13 protein-coding genes are annotated in these 12,455 nt (G+C 68.3%); 3 read left to right on the top strand and 10 right to left on the bottom strand.

Features of this window, described 5'->3' with window-relative positions:
* Positions 1–100 precede the first annotated feature (100 nt).
* Together IC40_RS0110080 and IC40_RS0110075 are read left to right on the top strand one after the other, a co-directional pair.
* Positions 101–1,534 (top strand): APC family permease, encoded by a 1,434-nt coding sequence (locus IC40_RS0110080; RefSeq protein WP_030134587.1) that lies wholly within the window; start codon positions 101–103, stop codon positions 1,532–1,534.
* 93 nt (positions 1,535–1,627) lie between these two features.
* Positions 1,628–2,674, top strand: a complete 1,047-nt coding sequence (locus IC40_RS0110075) for a PucR family transcriptional regulator (RefSeq protein WP_030134586.1) — start codon at positions 1,628–1,630, stop codon at positions 2,672–2,674.
* On the opposite strand, the gene IC40_RS0110070 is transcribed toward IC40_RS0110075, so the two are convergent.
* From IC40_RS0110070 to IC40_RS0110030, 9 genes are all read right to left on the bottom strand, one after another.
* Positions 2,663–3,091 carry a nuclear transport factor 2 family protein gene (locus tag IC40_RS0110070; protein WP_030134585.1) on the bottom strand — a complete coding sequence of 143 codons (429 nt, stop codon included), beginning with the start codon at positions 3,089–3,091 and terminating at the stop codon, positions 2,663–2,665. The genes IC40_RS0110075 and IC40_RS0110070 overlap by 12 nt on opposite strands.
* A 106-nt stretch (positions 3,092–3,197) precedes the next feature.
* Positions 3,198–4,217: a tRNA (adenosine(37)-N6)-threonylcarbamoyltransferase complex transferase subunit TsaD gene (gene tsaD / locus IC40_RS0110065; RefSeq protein ID WP_030134584.1), complete on the bottom strand. Its 1,020-nt coding sequence runs from the start codon at positions 4,215–4,217 to the stop codon at positions 3,198–3,200.
* Positions 4,214–4,678, bottom strand: a complete 465-nt coding sequence (rimI, locus tag IC40_RS0110060; RefSeq protein ID WP_030134583.1) for a ribosomal protein S18-alanine N-acetyltransferase — start codon at positions 4,676–4,678, stop codon at positions 4,214–4,216. Before rimI ends, tsaD begins: the two co-directional genes overlap by 4 nt.
* Complete coding sequence (gene tsaB / locus IC40_RS0110055; protein WP_030134582.1) at positions 4,675–5,340, bottom strand: tRNA (adenosine(37)-N6)-threonylcarbamoyltransferase complex dimerization subunit type 1 TsaB; 666 nt, start codon at positions 5,338–5,340, stop codon at positions 4,675–4,677. Before tsaB ends, rimI begins: the two co-directional genes overlap by 4 nt.
* The gene (gene tsaE, locus IC40_RS0110050) at positions 5,337–5,801 is read right to left on the bottom strand and encodes a tRNA (adenosine(37)-N6)-threonylcarbamoyltransferase complex ATPase subunit type 1 TsaE (protein WP_030134581.1); all 465 of its coding nucleotides are present in this window, start codon (positions 5,799–5,801) and stop codon (positions 5,337–5,339) included. The genes tsaB and tsaE overlap by 4 nt, the downstream gene beginning before the upstream one ends.
* On the bottom strand, positions 5,794–6,879 hold the full coding sequence (locus IC40_RS0110045) for an alpha/beta fold hydrolase (RefSeq protein ID WP_030134580.1): 1,086 nt from the start codon (positions 6,877–6,879) through the stop codon (positions 5,794–5,796). Before IC40_RS0110045 ends, tsaE begins: the two co-directional genes overlap by 8 nt.
* Positions 6,876–8,024, bottom strand: coding sequence for an alanine racemase (gene alr / locus IC40_RS0110040; protein WP_030134579.1), 1,149 nt, complete (start codon positions 8,022–8,024; stop codon positions 6,876–6,878). The genes IC40_RS0110045 and alr overlap by 4 nt, the downstream gene beginning before the upstream one ends.
* Before the next feature lie 25 nt (positions 8,025–8,049).
* The gene (gad, locus tag IC40_RS0110035) at positions 8,050–9,453 is read right to left on the bottom strand and encodes a glutamate decarboxylase (RefSeq protein ID WP_030134578.1); all 1,404 of its coding nucleotides are present in this window, start codon (positions 9,451–9,453) and stop codon (positions 8,050–8,052) included.
* Between the two features lie 9 nt (positions 9,454–9,462).
* Positions 9,463–10,881 (bottom strand): NAD(P)H-hydrate dehydratase, encoded by a 1,419-nt coding sequence (locus IC40_RS0110030; protein WP_030134577.1) that lies wholly within the window; start codon positions 10,879–10,881, stop codon positions 9,463–9,465.
* An 86-nt stretch (positions 10,882–10,967) separates the two neighbouring features.
* Here IC40_RS0110030 and IC40_RS0110025 point away from each other — a divergent pair, with 86 nt between their 5' ends.
* Positions 10,968–11,330 (top strand): hypothetical protein, encoded by a 363-nt coding sequence (locus IC40_RS0110025; protein ID WP_030134576.1) that lies wholly within the window; start codon positions 10,968–10,970, stop codon positions 11,328–11,330.
* A gap of 13 nt (positions 11,331–11,343) precedes the next feature.
* On the opposite strand, the gene IC40_RS0110020 is transcribed toward IC40_RS0110025, so the two are convergent.
* A complete protein-coding gene (locus IC40_RS0110020; RefSeq protein WP_030134575.1) occupies positions 11,344–12,405 on the bottom strand; it encodes a zinc-dependent dehydrogenase in 1,062 nt (353 codons plus the stop codon).
* Positions 12,406–12,455: the final 50 nt, after the last annotated feature.

Here is a 12,455-nt window from a genome sequence, read left to right as displayed (position 1 = left end):
AGTGATGCAGACCTCTGGCAGACACCCCGTGCGGGTCGCAGACTTTCCCCGGACTCGGAGCCGACGAACGCCTGCTCCGTGCGCAGAGGAGGTTCCTTACATGTCCGAAGTGCTCAATACGGGCGACAAACCCGGCGGCGCAACGCCGCCGGACAGTCGCGGTCGGCTGCGCGGCAACCTGGGTGTACCCGCCATCGTGCTCATGGTGGTGGCGGCGGCGGCCCCGTTGTCGACGGTGGGCGGCAACGTCCCGATCGCGATGGTGCTCGGTGAATCGACCGGCATCCCGGTGGCGTTTCTCGTCGCGGGTGTGATCTTTTTGCTGTTCGCCGCGAGCTTCGTGGCGATGTCGAAGTACGTCACCGATACCGGCGCCTTCTACGCCTACATCCAGAAGGGCCTCGGCAAGGCCGCCGGTACCGGAGCGGCGGTACTCGCGCTGCCCGCGTACATGGCGACCCTGCTGGCGGTGGCCGCCTACGACGGCGTCATCCTGGCCGGTCTGCTGGAGATCATCGGTGCACCGGCGGTGCCGTGGTGGGTGTTGACGGGCCTGGTGCTGCTGATCATCGCCTTCCTCGGCTACCGCGATATCGAACTGTCCGCCAAGGTGCTCGGCATCTTCCTGGTCTCCGAGGTCGCGATCCTGGTGGTGCTGGACTTCGTCATCGTCATCCAGGGCGGCGAGAAGGGCATCACCGGTGACTCGTTCACCCCGTCGGGCATCTCCGGCGCCTTCGGCATCGCGCTGCTCTACGCACTGTGGGGTTTCGTCGGAGTCGAGGCCACAGCCGTGTTCCGCGACGAGGCCCGTGACCCAGACCGCACGGTGCCGCGTGCCACCTACTGGGCCGTCGGCATCGTCGCCAGCTTCTACGCGTTCTCCAGCTGGGCATTGGTCGAGGGCAACGGTGGCAACGACGCCATCCAGGTGGCCAAGGACGACCCGGACAACTTCATGGTCAACACCGCCGAGAAGTACCTCGGCATGCTCGGCAAGGACCTGACCACACTGTTCTGGTTCGTCAGCGTGTTCGCCTGCGCGCTGGCCTTCCACAACATCTGCTCGCGGTACACCTTCGTGCTCGGCCGCGACAACGTGCTGCCCCGCAAGCTCGGTGAGGTGCACCCGAAGCTGGGATCGCCGGCCAATGCCTCGGTCCTGGTGACCGTGGTGTCCATGGTGATCATGGGCGTGTTCGTCCTGCTCGGCCTGGACCCGGTGCTGCAGATCTTCGGACCGCTCGGCGGCCTGGGCATCTGGGGCCTGTCCATCCTCTGGCTGCTGACGACGATCTCGGTGGGCCTGTTCTTCAAGCGGCGCGGCGGGCCGGTCAACATCATCGTGCTGGCGGTCGTCGGGACGATCGCACTCGCCGCCGCGGTGGCTCTGATCGTGGCCAACCTGACCCTGGTGGTCGGCGGGTCGACGACGCTGGCGATCATCTTCGGTATCGCACCGGTGGTGTTCCTCGGTATCGGCGCCGCGCTGAGCGGACGGGCACCCGAGGACCTGTCGATTCCCAAGTCCTGATCGCCGGGAGTCCCTCAGCGCGTCGCGGGTCGCTGATACCGTCGAAATACGGCGGTATCAGCGGCCCGCCGAGTTCGAGAGGAAACGGCCGACATGTCTGCGGGTGCGCCACTGACCGTGGCAGCGGCGTTGACGATCCCGCCGCTGGATCAGGGCTCGGTGCTCGGCGGGCACCGCGGACTGACCCGCGAGGTGCTCTGGGTCGACATCATGCACGCACCCGCCGAGGACTTCGTCCGGCCCGGCGACTTCGTCCTGACGACCGGCACCGACATCCGCCAGCCCGGGGTCCGCGAGTTCCTCACCTTCCTGATGTCCTCACCGGCCGCCGGGGTGGCGCTCGGCGGGCCACCCGACGTCGATACCCGTGAGCTGCTGGCCATACTGGTCCCGCTGGCCGACAAGCACGACTTCCCGCTGGTGATGCTGCCGTGGGAGGTGCCCTTCGCCGATATCCAGCGCCAGCTCCTGCCCCTGGTGACACCCGCCCCCGACGACCGGCCCATCCAGATGGTCATCGGCAGGCGCGAGGATGACGACCCGCGTTGGCCCGAGCACGCGCATACGTTCGCCGACACGCTGGCCCGATCGGCGCGCGCCGCCGGTGTCACGTCCAAGACGTCGGTGACCGACGATCTGGTGATGAGTCACTTCTCGGCAGCGCTGCCGGCCTCGACCGGTTCGGCCTTGGTCGAGTCGGCTTGGCAGGCAAGCGGTCTGCCGGACGGGCTGATCAGCTGGGTGTTACTCCCGCCCGGGCACGGTCACTCCGTGACCGTGGCCACGGCCTCGGTGCCGGACGCGCCGATCGGACCGCTGCAGTTCGCCGAGGTGCTGCGCCAACACCCGCGCAGCATGGCCACCATCCTGAAAACCCTGCAGCCGCTGATCGATTACGACAAGACCCGCCGCGGCCAGCTCGTCCACACACTGGAGATCCTGCTCAACGAGGCCATCAACACCAGTGCCGCGGCGCGGGCGCTATTCTTGAATCGGCATTCGCTGCTGTACCGGATCAAGCTGATCGAGGATCTCACCGGGTTGTCCCTGAAGAACCCGGCCGACCGTTTCCAGTTGGAAGTCAGTGTGCGCGTGCACCAGATCAACGAGGCGCGTGTCGGTTCCCGGCTACCCGAATGACCGTGGATCGATCAAAAGATGATCGGAGATATCGCCGATCATCTCCACGTCGACCGTGCGCTCGGTGAAGTACCACCCGTGCTCGTCGCGGGCGAAGGTGTCGGCGTAACGGCCGACGACGATGGGTTGCAGTGCGACGGTGTCGGTCTGTTGCACGACGACGAAGGTCGAACGCGCCCTTGCCGAATCGGCATCGATGTCCACGATCGGGTTGAGCACCAGATGCCGGGTGCGGGGGCGGTTGCCATGTTCGGGGAACCGGCGCGTCGTGGCCGCGAACAGCTCGGCGATGGCCGCCGGGCCGGCGACACCCATGAAGTTCCCGCGCCCGAGCAGGGCGCCGACACCGTCGAAGTCCCCAGCGTCGATGAGTTCGGCGTATCGGTAGAGCAATTCGGTGATCTGGTCCCTACTCATCGCCGCCTGATTCCGTCGACGGTGCGCTCAGATCGAGCCACGGGCCGTTTTCTCGATCTGTAGGCACTCTCGGCGCTCCGGTCTTCGCGTCGGCTCCGGTCTTCGCTCACGCCACCTGCCCCTGGATCACCGGCAGCCCCGGGTTGCTCGCCGCGTCCAATCCCGACGGCGGCGCACCGGCGTCGATGAGGTGCGCGGCGAACGAGGCGATCATCGCGCCGTTGTCGGTGCACAAGCGGGGACGGGGCACCCGTAGCGTGAGGCCGGCTGCGGCACAACGCTCCTCGGCAAGCTCGCGCACACGCGAGTTGGCCGCCACCCCGCCGGCGATCAGCAGTGTCGAGACGCCGAGGTCGGTTGCGGCGCGCACCGCCTTGGCGGTCAGCACATCGGCGACCGCCTCCTGGAAGCCGGCGGCCACATCGGCGGGCGGGGCATCAGGGTTCTTCTCAAGATGGCGGGCCACGGCCGTCTTCAGACCTGAGAAGCTGAACGCGTAGGGGTCATCGCGCGGGCCGGTCATGCCGCGCGGGAAGACGATCGCGCGTCGGTCGCCCGTGCGGGCCAGGTCGTCGAGTGGCTTCCCGCCGGGATAACCGAGCCCCAGCAGGCGGGCCACCTTGTCATAGGCCTCCCCCGCCGCATCGTCCACGGTGCTGCCGAGTTCGACGATCGGTTTGCCGAGCGAGCGCACATGCAGCAATTCGGTGTGCCCGCCGGACACCAGCAACCCGACGCACTCCGGCAGCGGCCCGTGGTCGTAGACATCGGCGGCCAGGTGACCGCCCAGGTGGTTGACGGCGTAGAACGGCACCTCCCACGCCGCGGCATACGCCTTGGCCGCGGCCACCCCCACCAGCAGGGCGCCGGCCAGGCCGGGGCCGATGGTCGCGGCGACCACATCCGGACGCTGCACACCCGCGGCGTCCAGTGCGCGTTTCATGGTGGGCCCCAACGCCTCCAGATGCGCCCGGGAGGCGATCTCGGGGACCACCCCGCCGTACCGGGAGTGCTCGTCGACGCTGGAGGCGACCTCGTCAGCCAACAGCGTGACGGTGCCGTCCTGCAACCGGGCGATCCCGACTCCGGTCTCGTCGCAGGAGCTTTCGATGGCCAGGATGATCATGTCGCGTCCCGTTTCATGGTGTAGGCATCGGCGCCGCTGACCTTGTAGTACCGCTTGCGCACCCCGACCGTCACGAAACCCACACTGGTGTAGAGCGCGATGGCCGGCTCGTTGTCGGTGCGGACCTCCAGGAACACCTCTCCCCTCTTGGCGAAGGCGAGCAGATCATCCAGTAGTGCACGGCCGATACCGTGGCCCTGCCAAGCCGGGTCGACACCGATGGTGTGCACCTCATATTCGTAGGGTGGGATGCGGCCCAGCCGGGAGATCCCGGCGTAGCCGACCAGTTTGCCGTCCTCGCGCGCGGCGATGTAATGGTTGTGTTTCCCGGCGATCCCGTGCACGAAGGCCGCCGGTGGCCACGGATCGTCACCGGCGAACAGCTGCGCCTCCAGTTCCGCACACCGCACCGCATCCGCTTTGGTCAGCGCGTCGATCTTCACCGTGCTCGGTTCGGTCACGCCAGTCCTCGTTCGGCCAGCGTCTTGGCATCCGGTCGGCGCAGATAGAGCGGGACCAGCGGGTCGGGCTCGACGGTCCAATCGGCAACGGCGGCGACCAGTCCGGCGGCCGAGGGAATCTCCGGGCCGATCACCGGCAGCCCGAACAACCCGGCATGCGAGGGTGATCCGGCCACGCTCTGCACGCCGGCGCTGTCCACGTCCGCGGCAGGACCGACCTGCGGTCCGCCGGTGCGCACCCCGTCGCGGTAGCGCGCCCAGTACACCTCGCGGCGGCGCGCATCGGTGACGACGAGGACCTCGCCGTCGGTGGCACCGCCGATGGCGTCCAGCGTGCACACCCCGAACACCGGGATACCCAACGCCTGCCCATAGGCCGCCGCGGTCGCCATCCCGACCCGCAGGCCGGTGAAGGGTCCGGGACCGCAGCCGACCACCACCGCGCCCAGATCGGCCATCGACGCATCGCAGTCGGCCAGCGCGGCAACCACATTCGGGGTCAGCCGCTCGGCATGTGCACGGTGGTCGACGATGGTGCGCTCGGCCAGCGTGGTGATGTCGTCGGCGACCCGCACGACGCCCGCGGTGACCGCAGGGGTCGCGGTGTCGATGGCCAGTACGAGGGTCGCGTCCGTTGGGCCGGTGAAGTGACGGGGACTCATGATGTGCTCCACTGCCAGGTCACCGTGCGTTCCTCGGAGTCGGCATCGCGGTCGAGCCGGATGTCGAGATGATGGTCGGAGAGTCGTTCGGCCAGACCCTCACCCCACTCGACGACGACCACGGCATCGTCGAGATCGGTATCGAGGTCCAGCGAGTCGAGTTCGGCGAGCAGATCCCCGCCATGGTCGAGCAGCCGGTAGATGTCGACGTGGACCAGCGTGGGCGCCCCGGCACGTCGCGGTGGGTGCACCCGGGCCAATACGTAGGTGGGTGAGGTCACCGGACCCTCGACATCCATGCCGCGGGCAATTCCCTTGGTCAGCATCGTTTTGCCGGCACCGAGCGGCCCGGAAAGCACCACCACGTCACCGGCCCGCAGGTCCGCACCGAGCGCTGCCCCCAGCGCAACGGTGTCCTCAGCGGTGGGAAGTGTCGCGGTGCCGCCGGCGCGCTCAGCCATGACGTGCCCGATCCCGCAGCCGTCGGGTCAGCGCCACCAGTTTCGACGGGGTGGACCGCTCGACCAGTCGCACCAGCGCATCGTCGATGATGTCGGGTTGTTCCAGCTGCACGAGATGTCCGGCACCCTCGACCACGACGAGCTCGGATTTCGGCAATTGCGCGGCCATCTCCTGCGAGTATTCCAGCGGTGTCAGCAGATCCCGGTCGCCACAGGCGATCAGCGTCGGAATCTTCGCCAGCACCGGCAGGGCCTCGGTTTCGTCGTGTACCTCCAGGGCGTGCAGGAAACCCACCAACGTGTGCACGGGGGTGTCGTGCATCATGGACTCGCTGAACGCCACCACCGACGGGCTGATGTCCTCACGCCCATAGGACGCCGCACGCAGGATCGGTGCGATCACCGAGCGCACCACCCCGCGGCCCCGATGCAACAGCCCCGGCGCGTAACGCACGCTGAACCTGGCCGCCTCCAGTGCCGGATTGCGCAGGATCTCACCCAATGGCGATCGCGAAACACCCTCTGCCGCAGAGGAGATGAGCGCGACACCGACGATACGAGTGCGGTAGCGCTCGGGGTACTGGCGGGCGTGCGAGAGCACCGTCATGCCGCCCATGGAGTGCCCGACCAGCACGACCGGCCCCTTGGGTGCCAGGACGGCCAGTACCGATTCCAGGTCCTGACCCAGCTGCGGCACAGTGAAGGTGTCCGGGGAGGCATCTCCGGACAGACCGTGGCCGCGCTGGTCGTAGAACACCATCCGGACCTGGTCACCCCATTGCCGCGCCAGCCGGTCACGCTGGAAGTGGAAGGCGCCCATCCGCAGACAGAAGCCGTGCGCGAACACCACGGTCAGCGGCGCATCGGGCGGTCCGCATTCGCGCACCGCCAGCGGAACCCCGTCGGCGGTGGTCACCACGACGCTGCGATCGGCGTACATCAGGCTGAAATCTTCACCGGCATAGGGATCGTCGGCACTTACCCGGCGGGTCAGCGACCGCGCGACGGTGACTCCGGCCAGCGATCCGACCGCGGTCAGCCCGGCCGCTCCGGCGAGCCAGCGCGCCAGCCCGCTCACGGGGTGCCCTCCCGTCCGCCGGTGTAGCTGCGCACGATGCGCCCGCGCGGACTGGTCACCACCTCGTAATTGATGGTGCCCAAAAGATCGGCCCAATCCTGCGCCGTCGGTTCGCCACGGTCGCCCGGGCCGAACAGGATCGCCGCGTCCCCCACATTCACCCCGGCCCCGTCGGGACCCAGATCCACCACGAACTGATCCATGCAGATCCGGCCCACGGCGGGATACCGACGGCCGTTGATGGCCACCTCCAGCCGGTTGCTCAGCGACCGGAAAATCCCGTCGGCGTAGCCGGCCGGGATCAGCGCCACCGTGGTATCGCGGTCGGCGACCCAGGTGTGACCGTAGGAGACACCGTCGCCTGCCCGCAGTTCCCGGATCTTGGCCACCGGGCAGGCCACCGTCATCGCCGGTCGCAGTCCCATCGCACCGCGTTCGGGGATCGGGGTCTGTCCATACACCGCTATTCCCGGGCGCACCATGTCGAAGGCCAGGTCGGGTCGGGTCAGCGCAGCCGGCGAATTGGCCAGGTGCAGCAGCTCGAAGTCGATACCGTGGCGCCGGGCCCGGGCCGCGAGCTCACGCAGCCGGTCACCCTGGATGCCGTTGAACGGGTGGTCCGGGGTGTCCCCGTGCGCCAGGTGCGACATCAGGCCACGTACCCGCACCGAACCCTCGGCGCGGGCGGTGGCCAGGGCCGCCAGCACCGCGTCGAATTCGGCGGGCGCCACCCCGTTGCGGCTGAGCCCGGTGTCGGCCTTCACGGTGACCGTGGCGCTGTCGCCGGTACGCCGCACCGCGTCGAGCACGCCGGAGAGCTCGGCGGCCGAGGACACCGCCAGCTGCACCCCGGTCCGCACCGCGGGGGCGAAATCGGTGTCCGGCGCGTGCAACCAGGCCAGCAGCGGTGCGGTCACCCCGCCCGCCCGCAGCGCGGCGGCTTCGGTGACGGTCGCCACGCCCAGCTCGGCGGCGCCTGCGGCCAGTGCCGCCTGCGCGACGCGGACCGCGCCATGTCCGTATCCGTCCGCCTTGACCACGGCCATCACGGCGGCCGAACCGGCGTGTTCGCGCAGTTCGGTGACATTGTGGGCGATGGCGTCGAGGTCGACGATCGCGCGCGGGACGTTCTCGGTGGTGATCACTGCTCCGATTGTCCCAAACCCCGGATCAGTGGGCGAAATGCTCCTCGTCGGCGAAGCCGCCGATGCCGACCTTGGACAGTTTGCCCAGCACCTCGACCAGATCGTCGCGCAGTGCGCGGGCCAGGTTCGCCGAGAACCCCTCACGCACGACGATCCGCAGGACCGCGACGTCGGTGGCATCGTCGGGCATGGTGTAGGCCGGGACCTGCCAGCCGTAGCTGCGCAACATCGCCGAGATGTCGAACACCGTGTAGGGGGTGTCGGTGGCCAGCCTGAACGCGACCACCGGGATGGCCGATCCGTCGGTGATGACCTCGAACAACTGCTTGTGGTCCACCGTCATCGCGGCGAGTTCCCTGCCCAGCCATTGCGCGGTCTCCGACAGGCAGCGCATCACCTGTAGATAGCCCTCCCTGCCCAGGCGCAGGAAGTTGTAGTACTGGCCGACCACCTGGTTGCCCGGGCGGGAGAAGTTGAGCGTGAACGTGGGCATGTCCCCGCCGAGGTAGTTGACCCGGAAGACCAGCTCCTCGGGAAGGTATTCCTTGTTGCGCCACACCACGAAGCCGATACCCGGGTAGGTCAGCCCGTACTTGTGGCCGCTGACGTTGATCGACACCACGCGCGGCAACCGGAAATCCCACACCACGTCCGGGTGCAGGAACGGGACGACGAAACCGCCACTGGCGGCGTCGACGTGGACCGGGATGTCGAGTCCCTTGTCCTTGGCCAAGCCGTCCAGGGCGGCGCAGATCTCGCCGATGGGTTCCAACTCGCCGGTGTAGGTGGTGCCCAGGATGCCGACCACGCCGATGGTGTCCTCGTCCACGGCGTCGAGCACCTGTTCGGGAGTGATCACGTAGCGGCCTTCGGCCATCGGCAGATACCGGGCCTCGACATCGAAGTAGCGGCAGAACTTCTCCCAGACCACCTGGACGTTGGAACCCATCACCAGGTTCGGGGTGCGGCCCTTCCACCCGTCGCCCTTCGCGCCCCCGATCTTGGCGCGCCACCGCCATTTCATCGCCAGACCGGCCAGCATGACCGCCTCGCTTGAGCCGACCGTCGACACCCCGACCGCTGTCGACGGATCATCGTCGCGCAGATCTTCCGCGTGGAAAAGGTCGGCGACCATGCACACGCAACGCTGCTCGATGGCGGCGGTGACCGGGTACTCGTCCTTGTCGATCATGTTTTTGTCGAACGTCTCCGACATCAGCTGGTCGGCCTCGGGGTCCATCCAGGTGGTGACGAACGTCGCGAGGTTCAGCCGCGAACTACCGTCGAGCATGAGCTCGTCGTGGATGAAGCGATAGGTCTGCTCGGGCTCCATCGACTCGTCCGGCAACCGCAGGGCCGGGATCGGGCTGGTCGACAGCCGTCCGGTGTAGGCGGGGCTCAGCGAGGAATGACGGGAGACGTTGGGCATGTGTCCTTTCTAGAGGACGCAGCCCAACGCGGCACGCAGATGGGCCAGAATCGCCGCGGCCGATGTCGGTACCGGCGCAGGCCCTGGGTCTTCGGCGGCGGCACGGGCCGCGCGGGCATGCACGAATGCCCCTGCTGCCGCGGCGCGGCCGGCAGGCAGTCCGGCGGCCAGCAGTGCGCCGATCACGCCGGACAGCACGTCGCCGGAACCCGCCGTGGCAGCCCAGGATTGCCCCGCGGGGTTGAGGTAGACCGTGTTCGAGCCGGGGTCGGCGATCACCGTGACATTGCCCTTGAGCAGGACGGTGGCGCCGAGACGGTCGGCGAGGCCACGGGTGGCCGACACCCGGTCGGCACCGGGCGGTCCACCGGCCAGTCGGGCGAACTCACCCGCGTGCGGGGTGAGCACCGTGGGCGCGCGGCGGTCGGCCGCCAGCTCGGGTGCGGCGGCCAGCAGGGTGAGCGCATCGGCGTCGACGAGCACCGGCAGGTCGGTCTGCAGCGCCCACCGCAGCGCCTCGGCAGTCGATTCGTCGGTGCCGAGTCCCGGGCCCACCACCCAGGCCTGCACCCGGCCCGCGGACTCGCGATCGGACGTCGCGATGACCTCGGGCCAGTGCGAAACCACCTCTGCAGCCGCGGTTCCCGCGTAACGCACCATTCCGGAGGTCGCCGCGACGGCCGCTCCCGTGCACAGGATCGCCGCGCCCGGATAAGTCGCCGAGCCTGCCATCACCCCGGTCACGCCTTGGCTGTACTTGTCATCGTGCGGGCCCGGGATCGGCCAGCAGTCCGCGATATCGGCGGCGTCGAGTCCGAGGATGTCCGAGGTCGGTAGGTCCAGACCGATGTCGATGAGTTCGACCCGGCCGCAATCGGCGAGTGCGTGAACGGGTTTGAGTCCGCCGAAGGTGACGGTGACCGCGGCCGTCACGTGCGCGCCCTCGGCCGCGCCGGTGTGCACGTCGATACCGCTGGGCAGATCCACGGCGACGACGGGTGCGCCGGTGGCGGCGAAGACCGCGGCGGCATCGGGACGCAGCGCGCCGCGACCGGATATCCCGACCACCCCGTCGATGACCAGATCTGTTGTCGCCGGGATGGTCTCGTCGATGCGGCCACCGGCCTTGCAGAACGCGGCGAGCGCCCGGCGGTGGGTGCGATCGGGCGCGAGCAGCACTGCCGAAGCCTGGACACCACGACGCCGCAGGAAGGTCGCCGCCCAGAGCGCGTCACCGCCGTTGTCACCGGAACCGACCACGGCGCAGATCGTGCGTCCGGCGATGCCGCCGGTGCGGCGGCGCAACTCTGCGGCGACGACGCCCGCCAGACCGTACGCGGCGCGACGCATCAGGGTCCCCTCTGGCTGCGATGCGAGCAGGGGCGCCTCGGCGGCGCGAATAGCATCGGCGGTGTAATAGTTCCGCATCGGCTGCCGTCCCCTCTCGTGCCCGCGCGCCAACACGTTACGCGTTCACCGTCGCCACACGTGGTCAGGCCATACGATCGGGCGTCATGACCTACCCGTACGGGTACCCGCCGCAGAAACCTCCGGTGTCGGGCATCGATATCGCGATCTCGATCACGGCACTGTTGCTGGCCGTCGCCGGCGGCGCGGTGGCAGCGTTCTTCGGCATCTTCTTCATGGCGTTCACCGACTACTGCCCGCCGGCCACCTGCCATATCGACGCCGGGGTCAGCGCGATGTTCGCGGGGTTCATCACCGCCGGTGTGTTGTGGGTGGCGGGCACCGTGTTCACCATCGTCAGATTGGTGCGACGGAGCAGGGCTTGGCCGTTCGCGATCGGCACCCTGGTCCTGTGCTGCGGTGCCTGCGTGGCGGGGATCGCCGGCTACATCATCGCGGTGGGCGGCTGACCCGGCCGACCGGTCAGGACGGTTCGACCGTGACCTTGATGGCCTCGCCGTTCTTGACGATGTCGAAGGCGTCCAGCACGTTCTCCAGCGGGATGTGCCGGGTGATCAGATCCTTGACCGGAACCTGCCCGGTGGAGATGTACTGCAGGGCGCGCTTGTTGTGCTCGGGGGCCGAACCGTTGGCGCCGTGGATGTGCAACTGGCGGTAGTGCACGACATTGGAGTCGCACGTGATGGTCGGATCGGTCTTGGGCAGTCCACCGAAGAAGGAGATCCGGCCGTTGCGGGCGGCCATCGAGATGGCCTGCTCCTGAGCGATGTTGGCGGCCGTCGCGGTGATCACGACATCGGCACCGCGACCGCCGGTGAGCTCCATGACCTTCTCGACGACGTCGACCTGGGCGGCGTTGATGACACCGTCCGGGTTGACCGCGTCGGCGGACATCTTGAGTCGGGCGTCGTTGACGTCGACGAGATAGATCGGCCCGCACTTGTGCACGCCACGCGCGATTCGGATGTGCATGCATCCGATCGGCCCCGCACCGAAGACCACGACGGTGTCGCCCTCTTCGATGCCGAGCAGTTCCTGGGCGTTGATCGCGCAGGCGAAGGGTTCGGCCGCCGAGGCCTCGTCGAATCCGACATTGTCCGGAATCTTGTTCAGCCCATCGACTTTGAGAACCTGTCGGGGCACGATCATGTACTCGGCGAAACCACCGTCGTACTGGTAGCCCATCGACGTCTGGTTCTGGCACACGGCCATCCAGCCCTTGCGACACTCGTGGCATTCCCCACACGGCACCGCGGCGATCACCTGGACGCGATCGCCGACCGCCCAGTCGCTGCCGTAGGTCGCGTTCACATCGGCGCCGACCTCGACGATCTCGCCCGCGATCTCGTGACCGATGGTGCGCGGCGGGGTGAGGTTCTGGTGCCCGTTGTGGAAGATCTTGACGTCGGTGCCGCAGGTGGAGCAGTTGCGCACCCGCAGCTTCACCTCGTCGGGACCGCATTCCGGCTCGGGCACGTCTTCCAGGCGAACGTCCTCGGGGGCATAGAAACGCAGGGCTAACATGCGCGGTCCTTTCGGTTGTCGACCTTCGCAGCGATGTGTTGGTTGGGAGC

Origin of the sequence: Mycolicibacterium neoaurum ATCC 25795 (assembly GCF_000691525.1) — a bacterium.
Classification (GTDB): Bacteria; Actinomycetota; Actinomycetes; order Mycobacteriales; family Mycobacteriaceae; genus Mycobacterium; species Mycobacterium neoaurum.
The sequence above is the reverse complement of the archived record's forward strand: the minus strand, read 5'-3'. Positions and strand labels throughout refer to the sequence as shown.

Coding starts and splice junctions, on each gene's coding strand:
- IC40_RS0110080 (WP_030134587.1), top strand. CDS start 101: ATGTCCGAAGTGCTCAATACGGGCGACAAACCCGGCGGCGCAACGCCG.
- IC40_RS0110075 (WP_030134586.1), top strand. CDS start 1,628: ATGTCTGCGGGTGCGCCACTGACCGTGGCAGCGGCGTTGACGATCCCG.
- IC40_RS0110070 (WP_030134585.1), bottom strand. CDS start 3,091: ATGAGTAGGGACCAGATCACCGAATTGCTCTACCGATACGCCGAACTC.
- tsaD (WP_030134584.1), bottom strand. CDS start 4,217: ATGATCATCCTGGCCATCGAAAGCTCCTGCGACGAGACCGGAGTCGGG.
- tsaB (WP_030134582.1), bottom strand. CDS start 5,340: ATGAGTCCCCGTCACTTCACCGGCCCAACGGACGCGACCCTCGTACTG.
- tsaE (WP_030134581.1), bottom strand. CDS start 5,801: ATGGCTGAGCGCGCCGGCGGCACCGCGACACTTCCCACCGCTGAGGAC.
- gad (WP_030134578.1), bottom strand. CDS start 9,453: ATGCCCAACGTCTCCCGTCATTCCTCGCTGAGCCCCGCCTACACCGGA.
- IC40_RS0110030 (WP_030134577.1), bottom strand. CDS start 10,881: ATGCGGAACTATTACACCGCCGATGCTATTCGCGCCGCCGAGGCGCCC.
- IC40_RS0110025 (WP_030134576.1), top strand. CDS start 10,968: ATGACCTACCCGTACGGGTACCCGCCGCAGAAACCTCCGGTGTCGGGC.
- IC40_RS0110020 (WP_030134575.1), bottom strand. CDS start 12,405: ATGTTAGCCCTGCGTTTCTATGCCCCCGAGGACGTTCGCCTGGAAGAC.